Genomic DNA, 26427 nt, shown 5'->3' on the forward strand with positions numbered 1-26427 from the left:
TTATTTTTAAAATGTTTGGCGTTTAGCTTTACGTTCTGCACGTCCACGGGCACGACTTTCTGCGCGTTTGGTTTTACGGCGTTTTTCATCAACTGCCCACTGAATTTTCTTCTTATAGCCTGGTTTGACTTTTTTCTTTTTCTTTTTAACCAAGCCAATCATTTCGATATCCAGTTTTTCCTGTTTCTTCTCACGATTGGCACGACGGTCACGGTCATAAGTGTCTTGGAACTCTCCATCTTTAACAACCTTAGGTACAAACTTAATTCCTAATTTCTCTAACTCACGAATATCAGAGTCATCGCTTGGCTGATAAAGGGTAATGGCTGTACCAGGTAGACCATTACGTCCAGTTCGTCCAACACGGTGGACAAAGAAGGACAAGTCTTGTGGAATAGCATCGTTGATAACGTGGCTGACACCCTCAATATCAATCCCACGCGCAGCCAAGTCAGTTGCTACGATATACTCAAAATCAAGATTTTTCACCTGATTCATGATCCGTTTGCGTTCACGAGGTGCAATATCCCCATGAATCTTAGCCACCTTTAATCCTTGAGCTGTTAGGTAGCTGTGCAATTCATCCGCACGAGTTTTTGTATTGACAAAAATCATGGCGAGATACGGCTGCATGACTTGAGTCAACTCATAAATCTGAGCGTTCTTGTCACGACCCTTTGTCGAAATCAACCAGTTGTCAATGGTATCAGAGATAACTGTCTTGGTCTTGATCTTTTCCATGACAGGATTTGACAAGTACTTTTTCAAGAATGGTTGTAATTTTTGTGGGATAGTCGCTGAAAAGACCATAAACTGCAAGTCTTTCGGAAGACTTCCTGCAATCTTATCAACTGTTTCCAAGAATCCCATATCCAAGGTCATGTCAGCTTCATCGACTACAAAGGTCTTAGCCTTGTGAATAGCAAGGTCACCAGACTTGACCAAATCATAGATACGACCTGGTGTTCCGATTACGATATGTGGTTGATTACTTGCTAGTTTGTCAATCTGACGGGCCTTGTCTGTACCACCAACATAGTTCACAACACGAATCTCAACATCTGAATGTGATGCGATCTGACGAGCCGCTTGGTAAATCTGAGTCGCTAATTCACGACTTGGAGCTGTGATAACTGCCTGCACGCTATCGCTCTCTTCATCCAACTGTTGGAAAATCGGTAACAAGAAAGTATGAGTCTTCCCTGAACCTGTTTTTGATTCACCAACCAAGTCACGACCTGCCAGGACAATAGGAATCAACTTTTCCTGCACCTCGGTAGGAGTCGTAAATTTCAACTCCTCCAAGGCTTCTTCTATATATTTTTTAAATTTAAATTGTGTAAATGACATAATTTCCTCGATTCTATCTATCTACTCATTATACCATAATTTAGTCTATTACAGGGGTTGGATTTCCGTCAAGAATAATACCATGAACATTTTAACAACCAAGTATACATAAGAAACACTCCTAGTTACGATGAACAAGGAGTGTTATAGGGTTACTTAAGTTTCCATTCGTCTCTCAGCCAATCACAAAAATGATGATAACGTTCCTTAAGAGCTTCATGATGCCCATAAGCATCAAATGTGCAATAAGTCGAAGGCACTTTCTCTGAAATCAGATCATGAATGTCTCTGGCATAAATAGGAGCCTTAGACAGACGATTGGAATGATTGGCACCTTCTGTCTGACCATTTTGCAGATAAATCAGACTTTGGCTCTGTATAAAATCATGTTCCCTGCAAAATTCTGTAAAATCAGGATACCAGAAGGAACCACAGATAGAAAAGATACAGGTCACAGGTAGATGACTACTATAGAGACTATAGACAGCAGCAAGACCACCCAGTGAATAGCCACCATAAGCAATTCTACTTTCATCAAGCAAATAGTCTTTTTTTAGACTTGCTATAATTCCTTGAAATAGCTTCTGATGGTATCGGTCTACCTTTCCACCAAAATCTGGTGCCCCTTCTTTCAAAGCATCAGCCTTCCAAGGTGTAAAGTCATCCAGACGATTTTCTGGAATCAAACCCACCAAAATCACTGATTGAGATAGGTCTGACAAATAGTCCAATTGTCCATCATTTAAAAGCACAAGTGGATAGGCTTGTTGAGGATCATAGTTTGAAGGAAGACTGATCCTAACTCGAATCCCTTCCCAGTTAAACTCCTTATTTCTTGATAAAGTCATTGATTTTTTCAAGGGAATCAATCACTGCAGGACCGTAATCCATCAACTCATCGTAAGAGATGGTCATGATTTTTTGATTCTTGATTGCTGGTACATTTTCCAAAACAGCATTTGCCTTCATCAAATCCACTGCTTTTTCATCTAATTTTTGATTGCGGTCACTAGTTACATAGATAATCAACTCAGGATCCATTGATACTAGATTTTCCAAGGTCAAGCCAGAAGTTCCTGTTGCAACATTGGTATAACCAAGTTGGTTAAGCAAGCTTTCCTGAAGGGCTGACTTGTAGGCACCAAAGGTTTCGTCATTGTAGGCCACCATAATCAAAGCCTTTTTCTTTTCACCCTGTGTTTCTGGATTTGCTTTCTTAACCGCATCGATTTTAGCTTGTAATTGCTCTGCGTATTGATTCGCCTTGTCTTGGACATTGAAAATGGTACCAAGATTCTTCACATCTTCTACGATATTTCCCAAATCCTGTTGGATAGTTGAAAGTGAAGCTTTTTGCGTATAAACAGGGATTTTGTTTTCATTCCAAGCACTAATGGTTCCCATTGACTTTTCAGAAAACATCATGTTGCGTCCCATCAAGGCATCTGGTTCATAAGAAAGAACTGTTTCTTGTGAGACAGATTTTTTATCACCAATGTGAGGGATGGCTTCAATAGCATCCTTGTATTTACCAGTTACCGCATTATCAGGATTGAGCATGCCAGCAATTTTATCTTGCAAACCGAGTTCAAGTAGGATTTCAGTTGTTGAGAGGTTGTTGGTGATGACCTTTTCAGGTGCCTTTTCAAAGACTTGTTCGACTTCATTTCCTTTAGCATCATAAGTTTTGATAGTCACAGGATAGCTGGTTTCTGTATTAGCTTTTTGACTAGCTTCTGTTATAGCTGGTGCCGTTGCTGTTTCTTTAGATGCGTTACCACAAGCTGCCAAAGATAAGGTAGCTACTGTTACGAGCAAAATACTGAGTGTTTTTTTCATGTTTTTATTTTCCTTTTTAATTTTTATAAATAGTGAATCATGGCTTGCTGATCTTCTGTCCAAGTTACCTTACTTTGAACGCCATAGACAGCCTGCAATGACTCGGGTGTGATGGTCTCTTTTGGAGTACCTTGGTAAACAATCTCCCCTTCTTTCATTAGGTAGAGATAGTCTGAATAGCGACAAGCTAGCTGAATATCATGCAAGACAGCTAGCACATTGATCTGAAGATTTTTGACAATGGTCAATAAGTCTAGCTGATACTTGATATCCAAATGATTGGTCGGTTCATCTAAGAGCAAGAGGGTCGGCTCTTGTGCCAAGGCGCGTGCTAACAGAACCCGCTGCTTCTCTCCTCCTGACAAAGAAGAGTAGAGTCGATTTCTCTTTTCGAGCAGATCTACCTTGATCAAAGCATCCTCAACCAAAGCAAAATCTCTGTCTTTTTCCTTTTGCAAGAAAGAGAGATGGGGCGTTCTACCCAGCATGACAATCTCCTCAACCGTACAATCAAACTGAAGTTGATTAAACTGCGTGATAACTGCCATCTGCTTTGCCGTTTCTTTGACGCTCATTTGGTCTAGAGGCTTCCCATCTAAAGAAATCAAGCCCTGATTCGGCTTTTCCTGTCGATAAAAGAGTTTCAGCAAGCTGGTCTTTCCACTTCCATTTGGTCCCAAAATAGTATGAAATTGGTTTCCCTCAAGTTTAAGTGAGACTCCTTTGAGAATCTTTTTTTCTCCGATTCCAAAGTGAATATCCTGGCACATTAAGTCCATATCAGACTCTCACCTCCCTTCGTCTACTTGCAACCATGTAGATAAAGAAAGGTGCACCTACTAGGGCCGTGAAAATACCAATCGGAAGTTCAGCATTTTGAATCAGAACGCGAGCAAAGACATCTGCCCAGACGACAAAGAGGGCGCCTAGTAAGGTTGCTATCGGAAAAAGCCTTTTGTAATTTGTCCCTACCAAACTTCGGGCCAGATGAGGTGTTATCAGACCTACAAAACCGATGATCCCACAAGTCGAAACTAAGATTGCCGTCATCACAGCTACAATCGTCACATAAAGATACCAGTAAAAACGCAAGGGAATTCCCAAAGTCAAAGCCGCCTCATCTCCCATCATCATGGCATTGAAAACACGGTATTGGGAAGAGAAAAATAAAAAGGCGATTCCCACGATTATAGTTGGCAAGGTTAAGTGAGCCCAGGATGTCCCTGCTAAAGAACCCATGGTCCAAAACTTGATGGTCATAACGCTATCAGCATTGGCCCCAATAGAGATAATAAAGTTTGAAAAAGCCAAAAATAGGGCATTCACAACTGTCCCTGATAAAATGAGGCTAGAAGTTGTCATTCTACCTTGCATGGATGCGATGAGTAGAACCGCAACTGTTGCTAAAATCGCTCCGAGGAAAGAACCTAGACCAATCATAACTTTAAATCCAAGAATAATACTCAAAGTTGCTCCAAAGGTTGCCCCGGCTGAAATTCCTAATACATAGGGCTCTGCGATTGGATTATTGACCGTTGACTGCATAACGCTACCACACATAGAAAGGCCAGCACCAACTATCAAAGCAAGAAAAACCCGTGGTAACCTCATATTCCAAACAATAGCAAGCGTAGACTTTGAAATGTCTCCTATCTCAAAAGGAGCCCCTAACTGACTCAAAATTATCCGATAGGTATCACTTAAGCTAATTTGAACAGACCCCATAGAAACTGCCAGAAACAGAGAAATCCCCAAAGCTCCTAACAAGATAGCTAGTAAAAAACAATATCTCAGGTTTTGATGGCTTCCAGAAAATTTGGAAAGCATGAAACCCTCCTTTAACAAAGATTAAAAATTTAGACAATTTTCATAATTAGTATACCACATTTCTAAATCAGGGACAAGACTAGAAAAAAGCACACAAAAAAGCCCTCTGAAGTCAGAGAGCTAATTTGAGCTCGGGCTAAAATCCTAGTGAAAAAGATGAAACTCCTTGTGTTCATCGAACACTGTGTCCTTTCCCTATTTTCATACGGATTTTTAACGCCCTTAGCTTCATGATTCTTGCTTGATAAAACGTTTATAGACTAGGCGACAAGCCGAAGATTGTACAAAAATGTTAGTGAAACAAAAAATCTCCCCGAAGGGAGATCATTCTGGTTTATTTTACCTTACAGTGCTAGGAACCGTAACCGAAGATTATACTTGAGTATATCGAGGTAAGGTGACAAAAATAAAAAAAAAGCTACTCAACTAGAGTGGCCTTATTTTCAAGTTATGTTCAATTGAACACGGTCTAAGCACTTGGCAAAAAGTAAAAAGCTCTCTGAAGTCAGAGAGCTTGATTCTTGCTGGATAAAACGTTTGTAGACTAGGCGGCAAGCCGAAGATTGTACTGATGGTACATCGAGGCGAAGCCAACGAAGTATAGAAACGTTTTAGACGCAAGATTAGCGACGAAGTCCAAGAGAGTTGATCAACTCACGGTAACGGTTAACGTCGTTTTTACGCAAGTATGCAAGCAAGTTACGACGGCGACCGATTTTCTTCATCAATCCACGGTAAGTAGCGTGGTCTTTTTTGTGTTGTTTGATGTGTTCGTTAAGGTGGTTGATTTCCCAAGTAAGGACAGCAACTTGAACCTCTACTGAACCTGTATCACCTTCGTGACGTGCATATTGTGCAATGATTTCATTTTTTTTCTCTTTTGAGATTGCCATGATGTTTCTCCTTTTTATTTGGCTTCATCCGAGTGACAGGTTGGCATGCCTGTAACCAAGAAGAAGTTATTTGTCTTTACGACATTTCTTATTTTACCAAGAACTAAGTTCTTTGTCAACTGATTTACTATTCTTACCGCAAAAGTGCTATAATAGTTATAGGAAGGATATCTAAGTTGACATCTTGAAAAGAGAGGTGATTACCATGCGTAAATTCTCGCAATATCTCCCCTACTATCTGGTCATATTTTTCTTTTATTGGCCACTTTATGAGCTGTTATTATGGACTATTACTAAAAACTATATCTTGAAGGAGCTCACCATCGGCAACGTTATTATCTTCTCTCCACTGGTGACTTTCATAGTATCACTATTCTACTCTTATCGTTTCAAGTTCTCAGTTTGGTGGTTAATTGGAGTTGGCTTGCTCTTTTGCTTTACTATCATTACTTTCGGAGAATTTATCCTTCTCTACTTCCTAGCCTATGAAATCTTTACCCTCGCGGGTATGGCTGTCGGTGTAGCTATTAAGAATCTAGTGCAAAAACTGAAAAGGAAAAAACTTTCACAAAATCCTTGAAAAATCTCACAATCATGCTATAATAATGCATAGAGACAAGTCACTTAGCCCCTTTCTACCAGAGAGTGCGTGGTTGCTGAGAACGCATAGGAAGCCTAAACTGATACTACTCTACTGACTTTTATGCAAACATAAAACGGTGGCCACGTTAGAGCCAATCAGAGGTGTCCCTCTTTTTTGAGGAACATAAATGAAGGTGGAACCACGTTGCGACGTCCTTTTTAGGATGTCGCAATTTTTTTATGAGGAGACTAACCATGGAGTTGCAAGAATTAGTGGAACGCAGTTGGGCAATCCGACAAGCTTATCATGATCTGGAAGTTAAGCATCATGATTCCAAGTGGACGGTAGAAGAAGACCTCTTGGCTTTATCGAATGATATTGGAAATTTCCAACGATTAGTGATGACCAAGCAAGGACGCTACTATGATGAAACACCCTACACACTGGAACATAAACTTTCAGAAAATATCTGGTGGCTAGTAGAACTTTCTCAACGTTTGGATATAGACATCCTGACGGAAATGGAAAACTTCCTCTCTGATAAAGAAAAGCAGTTGAACATTAAAACTAGGAAGTAGGCTGCTAATAAAAAGTCAATGCATAGAAACTATGGAAAAAGGAGAATACCATGATCAAAATTACATTCCCAGATGGCGCTGTTCGTGAATTCGAATCTGGCGTTACAACTTTTGAAATTGCTCAATCAATTAGCAATTCTCTAGCTAAAAAAGCTCTTGCTGGTAAATTCAACGGCAAACTCATCGACACTACTCGTGCGATTACTGAAGACGGAAGCATCGAAATCGTGACACCAGATCACGAAGATGCATTGGATATCTTGCGTCACTCAGCAGCCCACTTGTTCGCTCAAGCAGCTCGTCGCCTCTTCCCAGACATTCACTTGGGTGTCGGTCCAGCTATCGAAGATGGTTTCTACTACGATACAGATAACCAAGCTGGTCAAATCTCTAACGAAGATCTTCCTCGTATCGAAGAAGAAATGCAAAAAATCGTTAAAGAAAACTTCCCATCTATTCGCGAAGAAGTAACTAAAGATGAAGCCCGTGAAATCTTCAAGAACGACCCATATAAATTGGAATTGATCGAAGAGCACTCAGAAGACGAGGGTGGCTTGACCATCTACCGTCAAGGTGAGTATGTAGACCTTTGCCGTGGTCCTCATGTCCCATCAACAGGCCGTATCCAAATCTTCCACCTTCTCCATGTAGCTGGTGCTTACTGGCGCGGAAATAGCGACAACGCTATGATGCAACGGATCTATGGTACAGCTTGGTTCGACAAGAAAGACTTGAAAAACTACCTTCAAATGCGTGAAGAGGCCAAAGAACGTGACCACCGTAAACTTGGTAAAGAGCTTGATTTATTCATGATTTCTCAAGAAGTTGGTCAAGGTCTTCCATTCTGGTTGCCAAATGGGGCGACTATCCGTCGTGAGTTAGAACGCTACATCGTCGACAAGGAGTTAGCTTCTGGCTATCAACACGTTTACACTCCACCACTTGCTTCTGTAGAGCTTTACAAGACTTCTGGTCACTGGGATCACTACCAAGAGGACATGTTCCCAACTATGGATATGGGAGATGGGGAAGAATTTGTCCTTCGCCCAATGAACTGTCCACACCACATCCAAGTCTTTAAACACCATGTTCACTCATACCGTGAATTGCCAATCCGTATCGCTGAAATCGGGATGATGCACCGCTATGAAAAATCTGGTGCCCTCACTGGTCTTCAACGTGTGCGTGAAATGTCTCTCAACGACGGTCACCTCTTTGTGACTCCAGAACAAATCCAAGAAGAATTCCAACGTGCCCTTCAGTTGATTATCGATGTTTATGAAGATTTCAACTTGAATGAATACCGTTTCCGCCTCTCTCTTCGTGACCCTCAAGATACTCACAAGTACTTTGATAACGATGAAATGTGGGAAAATGCCCAAACCATGCTTCGTGCTGCCCTTGATGAAATGGGTGTTGACTACTTTGAAGCTGAAGGGGAAGCAGCCTTCTACGGACCAAAATTGGATATCCAGGTTAAGACTGCCCTTGGAAAAGAAGAAACCCTTTCTACGATCCAGCTTGACTTCTTGCTCCCAGAACGTTTCGACCTTAAATACATCGGAGCTGATGGTGAAGAACACCGTCCAGTTATGATTCACCGTGGTGTTATCTCAACGATGGAGCGCTTCACAGCTATCTTGATTGAAAACTACAAGGGTGCCTTCCCAACATGGCTTGCACCTCACCAAGTAACCCTTATCCCAGTTTCTAACGAAAAACACGTAGACTATGCTTGGGAAGTGGCTAAGAAACTTCGTGACCGTGGTGTCCGTGCTGATGTGGATGAACGCAATGAAAAAATGCAGTTCAAGATTCGTGCTTCTCAAACTCAAAAAATTCCTTACCAATTGATCGTTGGTGACAAGGAAATGGAAGATGGAACTGTCAACGTTCGTCGCTATGGACAAAAAGAAACAAACACTGTATCAGTAGATGAATTTGTAGCAACTATCCTAGCTGATATCGCTAACAAATCTCGTGTTGAGAAATAAAACGATCACAGTCTGAGAAACATTTTTCAGTAAGAAAAAGCAACAACTATTTCAGTTGTTGCTTTTTATATTTTATTTAACCTGAGCTAGTAGTGATTGGTCAAACCACCACAAATGATATTCTCATCAACAATCCTTTCTATCCATTAACTTTTGGATATAGGATATCCTCCCAAGATTTGCTTCCATGAGTTAGATAAGTTGACTATCCTTAGTCCTTGTCTGCCTCAATTTCTTTTACGATGTCATCTTGTGAATCTTTTTCAGAGAGTTTTTGATCGATATACTTGTCAATGTTTTCGTAAAATTCCTTAATCGTCTCACTATCTAATTTTGCCGAATTATGGAATTGCTTGACTTTCAATTGAACAGATTGAATACCGTAAGAGGCTTGTTTTTGGCGAATGGTTTCTAATTCTTCTTCTGAAATCGGATCTCCAACAACCGTCAAGACCAATTCATTATTACTTGACTTGTAGACTTGATTAATGACCGTATGATTGGCGAACACATTTTCTACAAACTGTTTGATCCCTTCTTTTCGCGCTTGATCCATCGTCAGAGTGACTGCTGAATAGCTGGCTGGAAGGATCAATAATACAATCAAGGATATCAACCCAATTTTCATTTTAATGCTTAGCTCATTAAATGAACTTAAGGGAGATTTTCTCATAAAAATTCTTGTTCCAACAATGTTGATTAGCATGATAAAGACACAGTTGATCAAGAAAAGATAAAGGGCCCCGAATAAAAATCGTACATTTCCATTAGCTAAACCATAGCCTGCAGTGCAGATAGGTGGCATCAGAGCTGTTGCGATGGCTACTCCTGGTACGATATTGTTTGCTTCTTTTTTCCTTGAACCAATGAAACCTGCTATCCCACCAGCAATAGCAATGAGAACATCCCAAATGGTTGGAGAGGTTCGTGCAATCAACTCGCTACTTGCATAAGATAAGGGAGACATCCAGAAATACAAAGTCGAGACAAGCAAACTGACCAATACTTGAGTAAGTAAAACCTGTAGAGATTGCTTGATTAAACGTGTATCAAAAATAGCTAAACCGAATCCCAGTCCAACAATCGGTGTCATAAGAGGGGAAATCAGCATGGCTCCAATAACAACTGCTGTTGAATTCATATTTAGACCTATAGAGGCAATAAAAATCGAACACATCAAAATCACTGTATCTCTTAATCGAACATGAAGGTCATCATATAGTTTCTCGCGGAATTCACGTGTTGAATAGTTTCCAGTCATTGATTACTCCTTTTATTTCATATAATCTTGTTTCTGCATGGATGATGGTAGAGAGACTTCTGTCCAATCTTACATATTTTTAATTCTCACCTGTCATTCTTTTGAAAATTATCCTTTATACTCAATGAAAATCAAAGAGCAAACTAGGAAGCTAGCCGCAGGCTGTACTTCAGTACGGTAAGGCGACGCTGACGTGGTTTGAATTTGATTTTCGAAGAGTATTAAATATCCATCAGTCCATCCTTGATATTATATCAAAAATTTTACAGTCTTTCTCTGAAGAAATCAATTAATTTAAAAGATAAAGAAAGGAAGAAATTTTTGTATCCTTATCCGTTGAAGAAGAAAAACGATATCTCCTCTGAAAGTAGATACCGTTTTAATGTTTAAACATGATGAGTTTGTAGCAGCAATCCTAGCTGATATCGCCAACAAATCACGTGTTGTGAAATAAGAGATAAAACCTTGTACAAAATCCCAGCTCTAGAAAAGAGGCTGGGACAAAAGTCCTAGCCTCTCAATTGTCTTTGGATTGTCGAGCAAGACGCAGTGGTTGAGTGGGCTCTACTACGCTGATTTCATCAGCTTTTACAGCCCTACTCAACTGTGCGGAGGTGGGACGACGAAATCGAATTCTAACGAATTAACGATTTCTGTCCCACTCTCTTTTTTGATGTTTCTGTTTTTACATTTGAACAATTTTGCGATAGCTTCTTGAAGTAATCATAAAGATTAGGACATAGACTAAAGCAAAGATACCACAAATGGAAAGAGTTACGCTTAACATCATGGCTGAATCAACAACACCAACGACCTTGAGAATCAGGCTCAACATGTGATAAGCAAAAGCCAGATGAAGGAAGGCAAAGGCCAGAGGTAGGAAGAAAACAGTCAAGACCTGCTTGTTAATGGTTTGCTTGATTTGTTTTTGATCCAAACCAACCTTTTGCAGAATGACAAAGCGTTCACGGTCTTCATAACCTTCTGAAATTTGTTTATAGTAGATAACGAGTACAGTACCTACCATAAAGATGATAGAGAGAAAAATACCGATAAAGAGGACTCCACCAAAGAGAGCGTTCATTTCGACAGTTGACTCACTCGCAATGTTTGCACCGTAAACCATACCATTCTCGTTCTTGAGATTGTGACTGAAATTATTCACATACGCATCGAAATCATCAGATAGCTTTAACTGTTCCTCTTTACTTGCTGTCACATCCATTCCACCATATAGCTGAGTGTATATAGCAGAATCCTGGTATTTATCTAAAAAGTCCTGCAAATTTGAGACAACAAGGTAGTTATAATCTGAGATCAAAAGTACATACTGGTTAGCAACATGGTCTCTGAGGAAATCTTGCTGGATTGCTTCCTTGATAGTATAGTTCTGATTGTTAAGACTGAATGCTTTTTGACCTTTAAGGCCATCGTTCTTAGCGAATAGTCCCACCTCATTATTCGTAAGGTTCAGCTTTTGTCCAGTCATTTTTTCATAATCTTTTTGATCAAAAACCAGGAAGACTGTCTTAGGCATGACATTGTTTTGCCCTTTTTCAAAGGCGGTTAATTTTGTCCCGTCTTGACTAGAAAGGCCGAAACTTGCATAGCTAAGAACATCCTTAGTGCTGATTGTTAGGTTCTTTTCCTTGGCATACTGAGTTAAAAGTTGGTCTAAATCCTCAACTTCTACATTTTGTCCTGAAATTGACATATCGTGAGGATACAGGAGTTTTTTAATATTTTCAGAACCATTGTAGATACTGGTTGCTGCCGACATGGTGACCAAAACCATGGTGGAAAGGATGGCGATAGTCGCTAAACCAACCGCATTTTTCTTCATACGGAAAATGAGGTTAGAAACAGAGATGAGATTGTTAGGTTTGTAGTAATATTTCTTGTTTTTCTTGAGCATTTTCAAGAAAACTGTAATCCCAGCATTGAACAAGAGATAGGTTCCTAAAATGACCAGTATTACAGCTAAAAAGAAGGTAGAAATAGCTAATAGAGCATTTGTTACGCTTTGAGCTAGATAATAGCCACTACCTAAAGAGAGTAGTCCCAAGATTGTCTGAAACACTAGGAAACGGCCCTTCTTCTCACCTTTTGCTTTCTCACGAGATAGTTGGAGAGCATCCATACGGATAATGCGGATAGCATTTAGGAAGACAATGACTAAAAAGATAAAACCAAATACCAGAAGGATGGAAAGGACTACGGACCATTGGAAGGTTGCGACTAGCTCCACCTTCATCTTTGAAAGTTTAAGTAGTAAAGCGAAAATCAGATTATCAAAGAGGGCACCAATTCCAATACCAGCAGTGACTGTTACTAACCCAAATATCAAGAGTTCCTTAAAGGTCATACTAATCAGATGACGCTTCTCCAAGCCCAACATACCATATATACCCAGTTCTTTGGAACGATTTTTCATGACAAAACTGTTGGCATAAAGGACGATAATGGCAGATGCAAGTGTTACTACGATGAGACCTAGTTGTAGGGTAAATTGAATAGAAGATCCACCCCGCATTTCTACCATTTTAGGATTAAAAGTTAATGAATAAAATAGGTAGCTGATAGTAACTGCAAGGAGAACTGCTAGTGCAAAAGGATAATAGAGTTTGCGGTTTTTGATTAAGTTGGAAATGGCCAACTTATTGGTTAATCGAAACATACTAGTTCACCTCACTTGCCATAACAGTCAAGGTGTCAGAGATTTCTTGGAACATCTGACGATCCGTCTTTTCACCACGGTAGATTTGATTATAGAGAATACCGTCCTTGATGAAAAGAACACGTTTTGCACGGCTAGCCGCAGCTGTCGAGTGGGTTACCATGAGAATGGTTTGTCCTTGTTCATTGATTTGATCAAAGATATCAAGGAGGGCTGCAGACGATTTAGAATCTAGAGCACCTGTTGGCTCGTCCGCAAGAAGAATTTCTGGTTCTGTGATGATAGCCCGTGCAACTGCTACCCTTTGTTTTTGCCCTCCAGAGATTTCATAAGGGTACTTCTCCTGCAATTGATTGATGCCAAGATTTTCAGCCGTTACGACCAATTTTTTCATCATTTCTGTAATAGGCTTTCTAGACAATACCAAAGGGAGTAAGATATTGTCTTTAACAGAAAGCGTATCTAACAAATTGAAGTCTTGGAAGACAAAGCCTAACTTTTCACGACGGAAGCTTGATGCTTCAGAATTTTTAATGGTAGCTGTGTCAGTTCCATTTAGGTAGACCTGCCCACGCGTTGGCTTGTCAAGCATAGCAAGAATATTCAGTAGAGTCGATTTACCAGATCCAGACTCACCCATGATAGCAACGTAGTCGCCTTTTTCAACGGTAAAGTGAATATCTTTCAGGGCCTCTACTTGGTTGCCTTGAAAGCGAGTTTTATAAATCTTTTGAACGTGTTTTACATCTAATAGTGTCATTTTAACTTCTCCTTTTTAATATCCCATTAATTGAAACTGAGCTTGCATCATTTCGATGCCGATTTGAACTCGCTCGATATCCTTTGGACTCGGCTTACTTGTATGTTTCTTTTGTAAAATTGTTTTCATGGTTCCTCTCCTTTTTCTTTATGCTCTAAGTTTACTCCAAAAAAAGAGGACTTGCCATAACATAACCTTACAAAAGAGGCCTTTAATCTTACATTTTTGTAAGATTACATTTTTTATCTAATTGAAGCCTTTTTCTCACTATATCAAGGTCTAAAGAAGAGCTTGAAAGGTTTCTTCCAAGCTCTTCACAATTCTTTTCATTCAATCAGTAAATTCACTTCAGAGAACTTAATCCTCACAGTTGTTCCTTGCCCAAGTTCGGATTCTATTTGAATCTGATGTCCTAATTCTTGGCTGATTTTCTGGGTTAGATAGAGTCCAAGTCCAGATGACTGCTGGGTCATTCGACCATTATATCCTGAAAATCCACGTTCAAAGACTCGCAACCGATCACTGTTTTTGATACCAATACCAGTATCTTTGATGCAAAGGTCTGAACCTTCCATGTAGATTTCAACCCCACCTTCATTTGTGTACTTGAGGCTATTTGACAGGATTTGTTCAATGACTACCAACAGCCATTTTTTATCCGTCACAATCCTTCTATCCAAGTCATGCAGATCGACACTTAGACCTTTCTGGATAAAGAAAATGGCATATTTGCGAATGACTTCCTTGACCAGATCTTCTATATTTTCTTTCTTCAAAACCAAATCATCATGGAAGCTTTCTAAGCGTAGATATTGGAGTACGAGATTGGTATAGGAATCAATCTTAAAAATTTCCTGCTCCAACTGTTGTTTCAGTTGGCGATCCGCCACCTCACTTACAAGGAGTTTACTGGCTGCGATTGGTGTTTTTATCTGATGAACCCAGAGTGTATAGTAGTCCACCAAATCATTATAGCGGTTTTCAGCATCTGATTTCTTTTGATAGAGTTCAGATTCGCTTTTCTCTAATTTTTCAGTTAGAAGGACTTCCATTGGTGACTTAGCTTTTCTTTCGCCATAGAGCAATTCCTTACGATAACGTTGCAATTCTATCAAGAAATCAAATACCAAAAACAAAAATGTCAAAAATGTAGATAGAAAGAAGAAATAGTTAAAGTAGGGCCCTTGCTTATCAAACAAGATTTCAAAGAGAAAAAGCAAACCTGTAAGCGATAGAATAAAAGCAAAAAAACGGCTACGCGAACGGATATAAGCTAGAAAAAAACTTTTAAGTTCAAGCATGTTTCAATCCATACCCTATCCCTTTCTTCGTTTCAATAAAACCAATCAAACCTTCTTCCTCCAGTTTCTTGCGCAAGCGAGCGACATTAACAGATAAGGTATTGTCATCGATAAAAAAGTCACTGTTCCAGAGTTCCCGCATCAAATCATCACGCGCTACGATATTTCCTGCATGCTCAAATAAAACTCGTAAAATCTGAAATTCATTCTTGGTTAGGCTGATAGCTTTTCCATTGACATGCACATCCATAGACTTGGTATTGAGGATAACTCCTGCATATTCTAAAAGACTCTCATCCCTTCCAAATTCATAAGAGCGGCGCAACAAACCCTGTACCTTAGCTAAAAGGACCTGCTGGTCAAAAGGCTTGGTCACAAAATCGTCTGCTCCCATATTAATAGCCATCACGATGTCCATAGCTTGGTCTCTTGAAGACAAAAACATAATAGGAACTTTGGAAATCTTGCGAATTTCCTGACACCAATGATAACCATTAAAGAGAGGCAATCCAATATCCATGAGAACAAGATGAGGCTCAGACTGAACAAATAGCGTCAGAACTTCCATAAAGTCTTCTACCATGACTACTTCAAAACCCCATTCGGAGAGCATTTTCCCAACTTGCTGACGGATTACTGGATCATCTTCTACTAGTAAAATCTTATGCATCTGCTCCTCCTTTTTTTATATTATAGCAAAATTCTTCTGACTACTAGCGAAATTGATGCAAATCTGATATGATAAAAGTTAAGAAAGGAATTCCCATGGCCAATATTTTTGACTATCTAACTGATGTTCAATACGATTCTTTTTATGATCTTCCCTTAAATGAACTGGATGTACTTGCTTTGACAGAGCTGACTTATCTTCCTTTTGATAACCTATTGGACCAGCCTGTCAATCGTTTAAGCGATGTCGCAACAGGTGTTCCGCGAGAAAGCACCATGTTGACCAATAAAGAACGTCTGCAACTTTTGGACCAGCTTGCCCAACACAAACGTTTTAGAAATTGCAAGCTATCAAACTTTATTAACGAGATTGACACTGAGCAACAGAAACAGTTCGCTGCTATGACCTATCGTCTGAACCTAGATACCTATCTCATTGTCTTTCGTGGCACAGACGACAGTATTATTGGCTGGAAGGAAGATTTCCATCTGACCTATATGAAGGAAATCCCTGCCCAAAAGCATGCTCTTGAATACTTGGAAGATTTCTTTAAACAACATCCAAAACAAAAAGTGATTATAGCTGGGCATTCTAAAGGTGGGAATCTAGCCGTCTTTGCTGCTAGTCAAATCCAGCCTGAATTGCAGGAAAAGATATCAGCAGTTTATACCTACGATGCTCCTGGTTTGCAGGCTCATCTGACAGAAACGACTGGTTATCAAGATGTTATCCCTAAATTTCACCGTTATGTCCCACAAGGTTCTGTCATCGGCATGATGCTAGAAGTTCCTGATACTCCTACCGTCGTCAAATCTACGGCTCTCGGTGGAATCGCTCAACACAATACTTTCAGCTGGCTAACTGAAGGACACCACTTTGTCCAACTAGAGGAAATTAGTAGCGAAAGTCTCCAAATCAAAGACGCTCTTAAAGAATGGGTGGACAGTGTGCCCGATGAAGAACTCGAACTCTATTTTGATCTCTTCTTTGGAACCATCCTAGAATCTGGAATCACTTCCATCAACGATTTATCTTCTAGAAATGCTATTGAACACATTCAACAACTTGTTTCTCAAGCCCAGACACTGGAGCCCGAGCAAGTTGAAATCTTAAAAAATCTGACACAACTCCTACTGGATGCACGCTTCCAAGCCTGGAAAAATCATTTTTAATGTCTAAAAAAGTCCCTTCCTTTATAGAGGGACTTTCTTGTTGATTCCTTATTTTATTCTTCTGTGTTATACTAGAAACTGTAAATCTTTGAAAGAGGAAATCCTATGAAAATCCATAAAACTGTGAATCCTATCGCCTATGAAAATACTTATTATCTCGAAGGGGAGCAACACCTGATTGTAGTTGATCCTGGTAGCCATTGGGAAGCCATTCGCAAGACTATCGAAACCATCAATAAACCGGTCTGTGCCATTCTTCTGACCCACACTCACTACGACCATATTATGAGTATTGACCTAGTTAGAGATACTTTTGGAAATCCTCCAGTCTATGTAGCAGAAAGTGAAGCTTCTTGGCTCTATACTCCTGTTGACAACCTTTCAGGACTCCCTCGACACGATGATATGGCGGATGTCATCTGCAAACCAGCTGAACACACTTATGTCTTTCATGAAGAATACCAGATTGAAGAATTCCGCTTTACAGTCTTACCAACGCCAGGCCACTCTATCGGTGGAGTTTCATTGGTTTTCCCAGATGGACACTTGGTCTTAACGGGAGATGCCCTTTTCCGAGAAACCATTGGTCGGACAGATTTGCCAACTGGTAGTATGGAACAACTCCTTCATAGTGTCCAAACCCAGCTCTTCACCCTTCCAAACTACGATGTCTATCCAGGACATGGTCCGGCTACGACTATCGCGCACGAAAAAACCTTCAATCCATTTTTCTAAAATATAAAAACCAAGGACAATCATCCTTGGTTTTTTGATTACCAAATAATCACACGGTCTTCTGGTGAACGCCACATGCCGTCGCCTTCTTTGACATCATAGGTCGTAAAGAAGTCATCGAAGTTTGGCACTTGGACGTTAACACGGAGTTTAGCTGGGGCGTGCACATCAACGCTGGCCATGAGTTTCATCAACTCTGGGCGACCTTTCATACGCCAGATACGAGCAAAGTTATGGAAGAACTCTTCAGCTGAGAAGTCTGGTTCTCTCTTAGCAGCTTCAAGGGCAGCAGCGATTCCTCCAAGGTCGGCAACGTTTTCGGATACAGTTAGTTTCCCATTGATTTTTGCACCGTAAGATTCTTGACCATCAAACTGGTCGATAACCTTCTGCGTTTTCTCTTTAAAGGCAGCATAGTCGCTCTCAGTCCACCAATCCTTGAGACTTCCATTTTCATCAAAGGAAGCTCCATTAGTATCAAAGGCGTGAGAAATTTCATGGGCAATAACCGCACCGATACCACCATAGTTGGCAGAAGATGACTGATGCAAATCATAGAATGGAGCCTGTAGGATAGCGGCAGGGAAGACAATCAAGTTCTTTTGTGGATTGTAGTAGGCATTGACCATATGAGCAGGCATTCCCCACTCCTTGTAGTCAACCGGCTGATTCCACTTGCTCCAACTGTGCTTGATTTCTACACGCGCAAAGGCTAGGGCATTCTCAAAGAGGCTAGCAGATTCATCCACTACCTTGTCCTTATAGCGAGCTGGCAGTTCTTCTGGATAGCCGATATAAGGCTTGATGACATTGAGTTTGACGATGGCTTTTTCTCGAGTTTCAGGAGTCAGCCAGTCATTTTTAGCCAAACGTTCCTTATAAACGTCAATCATGGTCGCCACTTTTTTCTCTACGTCCGCCTTAGCTTCTGGAGAGAATTTTTCGTGGGCATACCAAAGACCGAGGGCTTGTTTAAATGGTCCTTGAGCTAAATGGTAAGCTGCCTTGCGTTTGTCTTGAGCCTCTGGAACTCCTGAAAGAGCTCGTCCGTAGGCACCTGACAAGATACGAATCTCATCTGTCAGATAACTAGTCGAAAGATTAACCACACTCAAGATCAAGCTTGCCTTAAGTAAAGGCCAAGCTTCTTCACTATAGAATTGCTCTGCTGCTTGCCAGAAACGTTCTTCATCTACAATGACCTTATCAGGAACTTGACCAAGAATCGCTTGGAAAAAGTCATCCAATGGAAGGGCAGGCGCAAACTTTTTGAAATCTTCATAAGAATACGGATGGTAAAGTTTGGCGTATTCTGAACTCTCTTCGTTTGAAAGGACGACAGCTGCGATGCGACGATCCAATTCCAATCGTTTCTCTAGCAGATCTTCGATTTCTTCATCTGAGAAGTTATAGGCTTTGAGGAGATTAGAAGTACTTTCTTTCCAAAGGTTCAATAATTCCTCACGCTGAGGATGGTCTTCCGCATAGTAGGTTGTATCAGGCAAGATAGTTCCTGGAGCACTAGCCCAGAGAACATTGGTTCTAGCATCCATAAAGTCTGGTGATACTCCAAATGGAAGGAAGTTTGGTTTACCAGCTAATTCAAATGCTGCTAGTTTACTTGCGAAATCTGCAAAACTTTCTAAATTCTGGTATTCCTTCAATAAAGGAAGAACTGGCTCAATTCCATCAGCTTCTCGCTTATCGAAATCTCTGACCATACTATGGTACTTGACAAAATTTGCTAAGATGGCATCTTCTGGCACATCTTCTCCTGCCAACCACTTGTCTGTCGTCGTTAGCATCAACTCTTCAATTTCTTCGTCAAGGTCGATAAAACCACCTGTTCTCGATTTATCTGCTGGAATAACAGCAGTCTTTTCCCACTCACCATTTATGGCATCATAAAAATCATCTTGATAACGTGTCATCTTGTTCTCGCTTTCCTATTTTCACTTATTCTTAGCTTAGCAAAAATCCCTGGGGAATGCAATTAAAAATGCCGTCTCCTCCTATTTGATTTCATCATTAATATTTTAAATTTTTACCAAAATTAACTTGACTTAAAAATAAAATTAAGGTATATTAAAAATTAGGAGGAATACAACTGTATGATACGTATTGAAAACCTCAGTGTCTCCTACAAAGAAACGTTGGCACTAAAGGATATTTCACTAGTGCTCCAAGGACCAACGATTACCGGAATCATCGGTCCAAACGGCGCTGGGAAATCAACATTATTAAAAGGTATGCTGGGAATTATCCCACATCAAGGTCAGGCATTTCTCGATGACAAGGAAGTTAAAAAATCCTTACATCGAGTTGCCTATGTCGAGCAAAAAATTCATATTGACTACAACTTTCCCATCAAGGTCAAGGAATGCGTCTCGTTAGGACTATTTCCCTCTATTCCTCTCTTTCGAAGTTTAAATGCTAAACATTGGAAGAAAGTGCAAGAGGCCCTTGAAATCGTCGACCTAGCTGACTACGCTGAACGTCAAATCAGTCAACTGTCTGGAGGTCAGTTCCAGCGGGTCTTGATTGCCAGATGTTTGGTGCAGGAAGCCGACTATATCCTCTTAGATGAACCCTTTGTTGGGATTGACTCAGTCAGTGAGGAAATCATCATGAATACGCTGAGAGATCTGAAAAAAGCTGGGAAGACGGTTCTCATCGTCCACCACGACCTCAGCAAGGTTCCCAACTACTTCGATCAAGTCTTGCTTGTCAATCGAGAAGTGATTGCTTTTGGTCCGACCAAAGAAACCTTTACCCAAGCCAATCTCAAAGAAGCTTACGGTAATCGACTCTTTTTCAATGGAGGTGACCTATGATTGCAGAATTTATCGATGGATTGCAAAAATTCCATTTCTTACAAAATGCCTTGATAACAGCTATTGTTATCGGGGTCGTAGCTGGAGCTGTAGGATGTTTCATCATTCTACGTGGGATGTCACTCATGGGAGATGCCATTTCACATGCTGTCTTACCAGGTGTAGCCCTCTCCTTCATCTTGGGCATTGACTTCTTTATCGGAGCCATTGTCTTTGGACTGCTAGCTGCTATCATCATTACCTACATCAAGGGAAACTCGATTGTCAAAAGCGATACCGCCATCGGCATTACCTTTTCTTCTTTCTTAGCCCTCGGTATCATCTTGATTAGTGTCGCTAAAAGTTCAACTGACCTTTTCCATATCCTTTTTGGTAATATTCTTGCTGTTCAAGATACAGATATGTTTATTACTATGGGTGTAGGGGCAGCCATTCTCTTGTTAATCTGGATTTTCTTCAAGCAACTCTTGATAACGTCCTTTGATGAACTCTTGGCTAAAGCCATGGGAATGCCTGTCAATTTCTATCACTACTTACTCATGGTACTCCTAACTCTCGTGTCTGTGACAGCCATGCAAAGTGTCGGAACTATCCTGATTGTAGCCATGCTGATTACCCCAGCTGCAACTGCTTATCTGTATGCTAATAGCCTGAAAAGTATGATTTTCCTTTCCTCAACCTTTGGAGCTACAGCTTCAGTTTTGGGACTCTTTATCGGCTATAGCTTTAACGTTGCGGCAGGTTCTAGTATCGTGCTTACAGCTGCTAGTTTCTTTCTCATTAGCTTCTTTATCGCTCCAAAACAACGATATTTGAAACTGAAAAATAAACATTTGTTAAAATAAGGGGCAAAGCCCCAATAAATTGGAGGATCTAATGAAAAAATTAGGTACATTACTCGTTCTCTTTCTTTCCGTCATTGCTCTTGTAGCATGTGCTAGTGGAAAAAAAGATGCAGCTTCTGGTCAAAAACTAAAAGTTGTTGCCACAAACTCAATCATCGCTGATATTACTAAAAATATTGCTGGTGACAAGATTGATCTTCACAGTATCGTTCCTGTTGGTCAAGACCCACACGAATACGAACCACTACCTGAAGACGTCAAGAAAACTTCTCAAGCTGATTTGATTTTCTATAACGGTATCAACCTTGAAACAGGTGGAAATGCTTGGTTTACAAAATTGGTAGAAAATGCCAAGAAAACTGAAAACAAAGACTACTTTGCAGTCAGCGAAGGCGTTGATGTTATCTACCTTGAAGGTCAAAACGAAAAAGGCAAAGAAGACCCACACGCTTGGCTCAACCTTGAAAATGGGATCATCTTTGCTAAAAACATCGCAAAACAATTGAGCGCTAAAGACCCTAGCAACAAAGAATTTTACGAAAAAAATCTCAAAGAATATACTGATAAGCTAGACAAACTTGACAAGGAAGCTAAAGCTAAATTCGACAATATTCCTGCTGAGAAAAAACTCATCGTAACCAGTGAAGGATGCTTCAAATACTTCTCTAAAGCCTACGGTGTCCCAAGTGCCTATATTTGGGAAATCAATACTGAAGAAGAAGGAACTCCTGACCAAATCAAGACCTTGGTTGAAAAACTTCGCCAAATGAAAGTCCCATCACTATTTGTTGAGTCCAGTGTCGATGATCGTCCAATGAAGACTGTTTCAAAAGACACAAACATCCCAATCTATGCTCAAATCTTTACGGACTCAATCGCTGAAGAAGGTAAAGAAGGCGATAGCTACTACAACATGATGAAATACAATCTTGACAAGATTTCTGAAGGTTTAGCTAAATAATCATTTTAAAAACGTCAGTCACCATGAATTGGCGTTTTTAAAATGATTCAAAATCCGGTCAAATTATTGGAAAACTCTGAACATTTAATGTAGAATGAAAGAAAAAAGATTGGAGTAGCTTATGACTACATTCCTTGGAAACCCTGTTACGTTTACAGGAAAACAACTACAAGTAGGAGACAAGGCACTTGATTTCTCTCTCACAACGACTGACCTCTCTAAAAAAACACTGTCTGATTTTGAATGCAAGAAAAAGATTTTGAGTGTCATTCCTTCTATCGACACTGGTATCTGCTCACTTCAGACTCGTCGCTTTAACCAAGAATTGGCTAGCTTAGACAACACTGTTGTCTTAACGGTGTCTATGGACCTCCCCTTCGCTCAAAAGCGCTGGTGTGGTGCTGAAGGAATTGAGAATGCCATCATGCTCTCAGACTACTTCGACCACTCCTTTGGACGCGATTATGCCCTCTTAATCAATGAATGGCATCTGCTTGCTCGAGCCGTATTTGTTCTCGATGCTGACAATATTATCCGTTATGTTGAGTATGTGGACAATATCAACAGCGAACCAAACTTTGAAGCAGCCATTGAAGCAGCAAAGTCGCTTGACTAAAAGAAAGCCCACTTGTAACAAGACAGAAAGCTAGAGAAATCTAGCTTTTTTTGGTATACTAGATGGAGATAATAAACAAGGAAATGCAAATGACACCAAATAAAGAAGATTACTTAAAATGTATTTATGAGATTGGCATGGATGTTCCTAAGATTACCAATAAGGAAATTGCTGCTCGAATGCAGGTATCTCCTCCAGCTGTAACTGAAATGATTAAGCGCATGCAGTCTGAAAATCTCATCTTAAAAGATAAGAAAAAAGGATACTTGCTAACCAATATTGGGCTAACACTTGTATCAGAACTTTATCGTAAACATCGTCTGATTGAGGTTTTTCTGGTCCACCATCTAGACTATACCAGTGACCAAATTCATGAGGAAGCTGAAGTATTAGAACATACCGTTTCAGACTTTTTTGTAGAGAGATTAGAAAGTATGCTAGGTTTCCCAAAAACTTGCCCTCACGGAGGAACCATTCCTGCTAAGGGTGAGCTTCTAGTTGAGGTTAATAACCTGCCACTTTCTGATATCAAAGAAGTAGGAAACTACCTTCTGACAAGAGTTCATGACAGCTTTGAAATCCTCCAATATTTGGATAAACATGCCATCCATATTGGAGACCAACTCCAAGTCAAGCAGTTCGATGGCTTCTCTAATACCTTTACCCTGATTCACAACAATGAAGAACTTCAAGTCAGCCTCGAAATTGCCAAACAACTCTATGTTGAAAAAATGAACTAAAGTCTTTATCAGCAAAAAACCAAGCCCGCTAGCTTGGTTTTTCTTATCTATTTTTGGTGTCAAGAATGATTGTTACCGGTCCATCATTGACCAGTTCCACCTGCATATCTGCTCCGAAAATACCTATTTTCACAGGAACTTCCTTGGCTAGTTCTCGGTTAAAATCTTGATAGAAAGCCTCTGCAACATCAGGCTTAGCAGCACCTGTAAAAGCTGGGCGATTCCCTTTTTTAGTATCTGCAAAAAGAGTGAATTGAGAGATGGAGAGTATTTCTCCTTGGATATCCTTAACAGATAGGTTCATCTTGCCTTCATCATCCGAAAAGATCCGCATATTGACCAGTTTTCTGACTGCATACTCCAAATCCTCTTGCTGATCCTCAGGTCCAATACCCACTAAGAGCAAGAGTCCTTGTTTGATTTGACCATGAATTTGTCCCTCAATAGAAACCTGAGCTTGCTTGACTCGCTGAGCGATGATTTTCATAGAAATCCTTTCTGACTGTATCGAGCATACTTAACCATTGGTCCGTTTGACTGAGTAGACTTCTGGTACACTCTTAATCTTATCAACTACCGTTGTCAACATTGAAAGGTTAGAAATTCCAAAGGATACATGGATATTGGCAAATTTCATATCCTTGGTCGGTTGGGCATTAACTGACGAGATATTCTTAGTTGTGTTTGATAGGACTTGCAAGATATCATTCAAAAGACCAGAACGGTTGAGTCCATAGATATCGATATGAGCCATATATTCCTTGCTTGAGAATTGGTCTTCCCACTCAACATCAAGAAGACGTTGCTCGTAGTTTTCCTGTGAACGAAGGTTCATACAGTCCACGCGATGGATAGCAACACCACGACCTTTGGTAATATAACCAACGATATCATCACCTGGAACAGGATTACAACATTTGGCAATCCGGATCAAGAGACCAGAAGCTCCCTGAATGACAACACCACCCTCATGCTTAACCTTAAGTGTGTCCTTGTTCTCTACCTTGACTTCGCCACCCTTAACCAACTCTTCTGCTTCTGCCTTGGCTTTGGCACGTTCTTCTTCACGACGTTCCTTCTCCGTCAAACGGTTAAAGACAGTGATAGCTCCAATTTCTCCAAAACCAATCGCAGCAAAGAGAGCTTCTTCAGTCTTGTAGCTAGTTTTTTGAAGTACTTCATCCATGTGACGCTTGTCCATAAATTTATTGGCCACATAGCCGTTTTCTTGAAGCTGACTAATCAGCAATTCACGACCTTTATTGATGGACAATTCTTTATCTTGGTTTTTAAAGAACTGACGAATTTTGTTACGGGCCTTGCTGGTTTTAACCATGTTGAGCCAGTCACGGCTTGGTCCAAATGAATTTGGATTGGTGATGATTTCAACCTGGTCACCCGTTTTCAGCTTGGTAGTCAGAGGAACCATACGGCCATTGACCTTGGCACCAGTCGCTTTTTCCCCAATCTTGGTATGAATCTCATAGGCAAAGTCAATCGGCCCCGAATCTTTTGGAAGAGAACGAACCGCTCCGTCTGGAGTAAAGACATAAATCTCTTCTGCCAGATAGTTTTCTTTGACAGTATCTACAAATTCCTTGGCATCATCCGCCTGGTCTTGGAGTTCCATCATCTCCTTGATCCAGTTCATCCCAATGGCGGATTCTTTACTATTAACTTGGCCTTTCATTCCTTTTTTGTAGGCCCAGTGAGCCGCAACCCCGTACTCAGCAACCTCGTGCATTTCCTTGGTACGGATCTGGAACTCAATCGGTCCTTTTGGTCCATAAACAGTCGTATGGATAGACTGGTAACCATTGGCCTTACGATTGGCAATATAATCTTTAAAACGTCCCGGCATTGGTTTCCAAAGCTCATGAACGTAGCCCAACATCGCATAGACATCACTCTGAGTGTCTAGGATACAACGAATGGCAATCAGGTCATAGATCTCCTCAAAGCGTTTTTTCTTGTCCTGCATCTTGCGATAGATAGAGTAGATATGCTTTGGACGACCATAGATTTTTCCTGTAAGATTACGCTCAGATGAATACTCCTCGAGTTTCGTCACAACTTCATCGACCAAGGCTTCACGTTCTTGACGTTTCTCCTTCATCATATGAGTTATCTTGTAAAACTCTGTCGGATTGAGGTAACGGAAGGAAAGATCCTCTAGTTCCCACTTAACACTTGAAATCCCCAAACGGTGAGCAAGTGGTGCATAGATTTCCATGGTTTCTCTGGAAATACGCTCTTGCTTATCCTTACGAAGATGCGTGAGGGTACGCATATTGTGCAGGCGGTCAGAGAGTTTGACCAAGATAACGCGGATATCCTCTGACATGGCCATAAGCATCTTGCGGTGATTCTCAGCTAACTGCTCTTCTATAGACTTGTATTCGACCTTACCAAGCTTGGTAACACCGTCTACAATCACTCGAACATCATGACCAAACTCGCGCTCTAAGTCATCCAAAGTAGCATCTGTGTCTTCTACCACGTCATGCAAAAAACCACAGGCAACAGTGACGGCGTCCAACTTGAGCTTAGCCAAGATACCTGCTACCTGGATAGGGTGGATAATGTAGGGCTCGCCTGATTTACGATATTGGCCACTGTGGCACTCTACAGCATAAACCAAGGCCTTATGGACAAAAGCCACATCTTCTTTCGATAAATATTTTTGCGTTAAAGCGACGACTTCATCGCCAGAATAAATTACTTCTTTTGGCATGCATACTCTCCAGTTCTTCCTACCATTTTAACACTTTTTAGTCAATAAGAAAACTAG

Annotated in this window: 24 protein-coding genes; 10 read left to right on the top strand and 14 right to left on the bottom strand. The window is 40.5% G+C overall.

The genetic code is table 11. The features are described from left to right. Positions 1-6 precede the first annotated feature (6 nt). From HMPREF9423_RS08320 to rpsO, 6 genes are all read right to left on the bottom strand, one after another. The gene (locus HMPREF9423_RS08320) at positions 7-1350 is read right to left on the bottom strand and encodes a DEAD/DEAH box helicase (RefSeq protein WP_006148880.1); all 1344 of its coding nucleotides are present in this window, start codon (positions 1348-1350) and stop codon (positions 7-9) included. 152 nt (positions 1351-1502) lie between these two features. Next, positions 1503-2198: an alpha/beta hydrolase-fold protein gene (locus tag HMPREF9423_RS08325; protein ID WP_006148881.1), complete on the bottom strand. Its 696-nt coding sequence runs from the start codon at positions 2196-2198 to the stop codon at positions 1503-1505. After that, positions 2179-3189: an ABC transporter substrate-binding protein gene (locus tag HMPREF9423_RS08330; protein WP_006148882.1), complete on the bottom strand. Its 1011-nt coding sequence runs from the start codon at positions 3187-3189 to the stop codon at positions 2179-2181. The genes HMPREF9423_RS08325 and HMPREF9423_RS08330 overlap by 20 nt, the downstream gene beginning before the upstream one ends. A gap of 23 nt (positions 3190-3212) precedes the next feature. Next, positions 3213-3968, bottom strand: a complete 756-nt coding sequence (locus tag HMPREF9423_RS08335; protein ID WP_006148883.1) for an ABC transporter ATP-binding protein — start codon at positions 3966-3968, stop codon at positions 3213-3215. Position 3969: 1 nt separating this feature from the next. Further along, entirely contained in the window at positions 3970-5016 is a 1047-nt protein-coding gene (locus HMPREF9423_RS08340; RefSeq protein WP_006148884.1) for a FecCD family ABC transporter permease, read from the bottom strand. Between the two features lie 623 nt (positions 5017-5639). Beyond that, positions 5640-5909: a 30S ribosomal protein S15 gene (gene rpsO / locus HMPREF9423_RS08345; RefSeq protein ID WP_001018251.1), complete on the bottom strand. Its 270-nt coding sequence runs from the start codon at positions 5907-5909 to the stop codon at positions 5640-5642. Between the two features lie 205 nt (positions 5910-6114). Between rpsO and HMPREF9423_RS08350 the strand changes: the two genes are divergently transcribed. The 3 genes from HMPREF9423_RS08350 to thrS all read left to right on the top strand — a co-directional run bounded on the left by HMPREF9423_RS08350 (position 6115) and on the right by thrS (position 9064). Continuing rightward, on the top strand, positions 6115-6489 hold the full coding sequence (locus tag HMPREF9423_RS08350) for a hypothetical protein (protein WP_006148885.1): 375 nt from the start codon (positions 6115-6117) through the stop codon (positions 6487-6489). Positions 6490-6746: 257 nt separating this feature from the next. Beyond that, positions 6747-7070, top strand: coding sequence for a MazG-like protein (locus HMPREF9423_RS08355; protein WP_004251229.1), 324 nt, complete (start codon positions 6747-6749; stop codon positions 7068-7070). A 50-nt stretch (positions 7071-7120) separates the two neighbouring features. Further along, positions 7121-9064 (top strand): threonine--tRNA ligase, encoded by a 1944-nt coding sequence (gene thrS, locus HMPREF9423_RS08360; RefSeq protein ID WP_006148886.1) that lies wholly within the window; start codon positions 7121-7123, stop codon positions 9062-9064. A gap of 211 nt (positions 9065-9275) precedes the next feature. On the opposite strand, the gene HMPREF9423_RS08365 is transcribed toward thrS, so the two are convergent. The 5 genes from HMPREF9423_RS08365 to HMPREF9423_RS08385 form a co-directional block, all read right to left on the bottom strand. Then, on the bottom strand, positions 9276-10325 hold the full coding sequence (locus tag HMPREF9423_RS08365; RefSeq protein ID WP_006148887.1) for a TIGR00341 family protein: 1050 nt from the start codon (positions 10323-10325) through the stop codon (positions 9276-9278). Positions 10326-11010: 685 nt separating this feature from the next. Continuing rightward, a complete protein-coding gene (locus HMPREF9423_RS08370; protein WP_004251233.1) occupies positions 11011-13002 on the bottom strand; it encodes an ABC transporter permease in 1992 nt (663 codons plus the stop codon). 1 nt (position 13003) lies between these two features. Then, positions 13004-13762 (bottom strand): ABC transporter ATP-binding protein, encoded by a 759-nt coding sequence (locus HMPREF9423_RS08375; protein WP_000173366.1) that lies wholly within the window; start codon positions 13760-13762, stop codon positions 13004-13006. A gap of 326 nt (positions 13763-14088) precedes the next feature. Then, positions 14089-15063 carry a sensor histidine kinase gene (locus tag HMPREF9423_RS08380; protein ID WP_006148888.1) on the bottom strand — a complete coding sequence of 325 codons (975 nt, stop codon included), beginning with the start codon at positions 15061-15063 and terminating at the stop codon, positions 14089-14091. Further along, on the bottom strand, positions 15056-15733 hold the full coding sequence (locus tag HMPREF9423_RS08385) for a response regulator transcription factor (protein WP_000548968.1): 678 nt from the start codon (positions 15731-15733) through the stop codon (positions 15056-15058). Before HMPREF9423_RS08385 ends, HMPREF9423_RS08380 begins: the two co-directional genes overlap by 8 nt. A gap of 95 nt (positions 15734-15828) precedes the next feature. Here HMPREF9423_RS08385 and HMPREF9423_RS08390 point away from each other — a divergent pair, with 95 nt between their 5' ends. Together HMPREF9423_RS08390 and HMPREF9423_RS08395 are read left to right on the top strand one after the other, a co-directional pair. Continuing rightward, positions 15829-16905, top strand: coding sequence for a DUF2974 domain-containing protein (locus tag HMPREF9423_RS08390; protein ID WP_006155856.1), 1077 nt, complete (start codon positions 15829-15831; stop codon positions 16903-16905). A gap of 105 nt (positions 16906-17010) precedes the next feature. Further along, positions 17011-17640: an MBL fold metallo-hydrolase gene (locus HMPREF9423_RS08395; protein WP_006148890.1), complete on the top strand. Its 630-nt coding sequence runs from the start codon at positions 17011-17013 to the stop codon at positions 17638-17640. Positions 17641-17678: 38 nt separating this feature from the next. Here HMPREF9423_RS08395 and HMPREF9423_RS08400 read toward each other — a convergent pair whose 3' ends face one another. Beyond that, entirely contained in the window at positions 17679-19571 is a 1893-nt protein-coding gene (locus tag HMPREF9423_RS08400; protein WP_006148891.1) for a M13 family metallopeptidase, read from the bottom strand. A 180-nt stretch (positions 19572-19751) separates the two neighbouring features. On the opposite strand from HMPREF9423_RS08400, the gene HMPREF9423_RS08405 reads away from it, so the two are divergent. The 5 genes from HMPREF9423_RS08405 to HMPREF9423_RS08425 all read left to right on the top strand — a co-directional run bounded on the left by HMPREF9423_RS08405 (position 19752) and on the right by HMPREF9423_RS08425 (position 23636). Further along, positions 19752-20474 carry a metal ABC transporter ATP-binding protein gene (locus HMPREF9423_RS08405; protein WP_006148892.1) on the top strand — a complete coding sequence of 241 codons (723 nt, stop codon included), beginning with the start codon at positions 19752-19754 and terminating at the stop codon, positions 20472-20474. Next, entirely contained in the window at positions 20471-21319 is an 849-nt protein-coding gene (locus HMPREF9423_RS08410) for a metal ABC transporter permease (protein WP_006148893.1), read from the top strand. Before HMPREF9423_RS08405 ends, HMPREF9423_RS08410 begins: the two co-directional genes overlap by 4 nt. 31 nt (positions 21320-21350) lie before the next feature. Further along, entirely contained in the window at positions 21351-22280 is a 930-nt protein-coding gene (locus tag HMPREF9423_RS08415; RefSeq protein ID WP_006148894.1) for a metal ABC transporter substrate-binding protein, read from the top strand. 121 nt (positions 22281-22401) lie between these two features. Beyond that, positions 22402-22896 carry a thiol peroxidase gene (gene tpx, locus HMPREF9423_RS08420; RefSeq protein WP_006148895.1) on the top strand — a complete coding sequence of 165 codons (495 nt, stop codon included), beginning with the start codon at positions 22402-22404 and terminating at the stop codon, positions 22894-22896. A gap of 89 nt (positions 22897-22985) precedes the next feature. Next, a complete protein-coding gene (locus tag HMPREF9423_RS08425; protein ID WP_025170199.1) occupies positions 22986-23636 on the top strand; it encodes a metal-dependent transcriptional regulator in 651 nt (216 codons plus the stop codon). Between the two features lie 43 nt (positions 23637-23679). Here HMPREF9423_RS08425 and dtd read toward each other — a convergent pair whose 3' ends face one another. Beyond that, complete coding sequence (gene dtd, locus HMPREF9423_RS08430; RefSeq protein WP_006148897.1) at positions 23680-24123, bottom strand: D-aminoacyl-tRNA deacylase; 444 nt, start codon at positions 24121-24123, stop codon at positions 23680-23682. Positions 24124-24153: 30 nt separating this feature from the next. Next, positions 24154-26370: a RelA/SpoT family protein gene (locus HMPREF9423_RS08435; RefSeq protein WP_006148898.1), complete on the bottom strand. Its 2217-nt coding sequence runs from the start codon at positions 26368-26370 to the stop codon at positions 24154-24156. Positions 26371-26427: the final 57 nt, after the last annotated feature.

The organism is Streptococcus infantis ATCC 700779, from assembly GCF_000187465.1.
In the GTDB taxonomy this organism is placed as follows: Bacteria; Bacillota; Bacilli; order Lactobacillales; family Streptococcaceae; genus Streptococcus; species Streptococcus infantis.

Bases quoted from the DNA above. Each gene is read 5' to 3' on its own strand.
- HMPREF9423_RS08325 (WP_006148881.1), bottom strand. From the start codon at position 2,198: ATGACTTTATCAAGAAATAAGGAGTTTAACTGGGAAGGGATTCGAGTT.
- HMPREF9423_RS08390 (WP_006155856.1), top strand. From the start codon at position 15,829: ATGGCCAATATTTTTGACTATCTAACTGATGTTCAATACGATTCTTTT.
- HMPREF9423_RS08395 (WP_006148890.1), top strand. From the start codon at position 17,011: ATGAAAATCCATAAAACTGTGAATCCTATCGCCTATGAAAATACTTAT.
- HMPREF9423_RS08365 (WP_006148887.1), bottom strand. From the start codon at position 10,325: ATGACTGGAAACTATTCAACACGTGAATTCCGCGAGAAACTATATGAT.
- HMPREF9423_RS08350 (WP_006148885.1), top strand. From the start codon at position 6,115: ATGCGTAAATTCTCGCAATATCTCCCCTACTATCTGGTCATATTTTTC.
- rpsO (WP_001018251.1), bottom strand. From the start codon at position 5,909: ATGGCAATCTCAAAAGAGAAAAAAAATGAAATCATTGCACAATATGCA.
- HMPREF9423_RS08370 (WP_004251233.1), bottom strand. From the start codon at position 13,002: ATGTTTCGATTAACCAATAAGTTGGCCATTTCCAACTTAATCAAAAAC.
- HMPREF9423_RS08340 (WP_006148884.1), bottom strand. From the start codon at position 5,016: ATGCTTTCCAAATTTTCTGGAAGCCATCAAAACCTGAGATATTGTTTT.
- HMPREF9423_RS08330 (WP_006148882.1), bottom strand. From the start codon at position 3,189: ATGAAAAAAACACTCAGTATTTTGCTCGTAACAGTAGCTACCTTATCT.
- HMPREF9423_RS08375 (WP_000173366.1), bottom strand. From the start codon at position 13,762: ATGACACTATTAGATGTAAAACACGTTCAAAAGATTTATAAAACTCGC.
- HMPREF9423_RS08320 (WP_006148880.1), bottom strand. From the start codon at position 1,350: ATGTCATTTACACAATTTAAATTTAAAAAATATATAGAAGAAGCCTTG.
- HMPREF9423_RS08435 (WP_006148898.1), bottom strand. From the start codon at position 26,370: ATGCCAAAAGAAGTAATTTATTCTGGCGATGAAGTCGTCGCTTTAACG.
- thrS (WP_006148886.1), top strand. From the start codon at position 7,121: ATGATCAAAATTACATTCCCAGATGGCGCTGTTCGTGAATTCGAATCT.
- HMPREF9423_RS08400 (WP_006148891.1), bottom strand. From the start codon at position 19,571: ATGACACGTTATCAAGATGATTTTTATGATGCCATAAATGGTGAGTGG.
- HMPREF9423_RS08380 (WP_006148888.1), bottom strand. From the start codon at position 15,063: ATGCTTGAACTTAAAAGTTTTTTTCTAGCTTATATCCGTTCGCGTAGC.
- HMPREF9423_RS08410 (WP_006148893.1), top strand. From the start codon at position 20,471: ATGATTGCAGAATTTATCGATGGATTGCAAAAATTCCATTTCTTACAA.
- HMPREF9423_RS08405 (WP_006148892.1), top strand. From the start codon at position 19,752: ATGATACGTATTGAAAACCTCAGTGTCTCCTACAAAGAAACGTTGGCA.
- tpx (WP_006148895.1), top strand. From the start codon at position 22,402: ATGACTACATTCCTTGGAAACCCTGTTACGTTTACAGGAAAACAACTA.
- HMPREF9423_RS08425 (WP_025170199.1), top strand. From the start codon at position 22,986: ATGACACCAAATAAAGAAGATTACTTAAAATGTATTTATGAGATTGGC.
- HMPREF9423_RS08335 (WP_006148883.1), bottom strand. From the start codon at position 3,968: ATGGACTTAATGTGCCAGGATATTCACTTTGGAATCGGAGAAAAAAAG.
- HMPREF9423_RS08355 (WP_004251229.1), top strand. From the start codon at position 6,747: ATGGAGTTGCAAGAATTAGTGGAACGCAGTTGGGCAATCCGACAAGCT.
- HMPREF9423_RS08415 (WP_006148894.1), top strand. From the start codon at position 21,351: ATGAAAAAATTAGGTACATTACTCGTTCTCTTTCTTTCCGTCATTGCT.
- HMPREF9423_RS08385 (WP_000548968.1), bottom strand. From the start codon at position 15,733: ATGCATAAGATTTTACTAGTAGAAGATGATCCAGTAATCCGTCAGCAA.
- dtd (WP_006148897.1), bottom strand. From the start codon at position 24,123: ATGAAAATCATCGCTCAGCGAGTCAAGCAAGCTCAGGTTTCTATTGAG.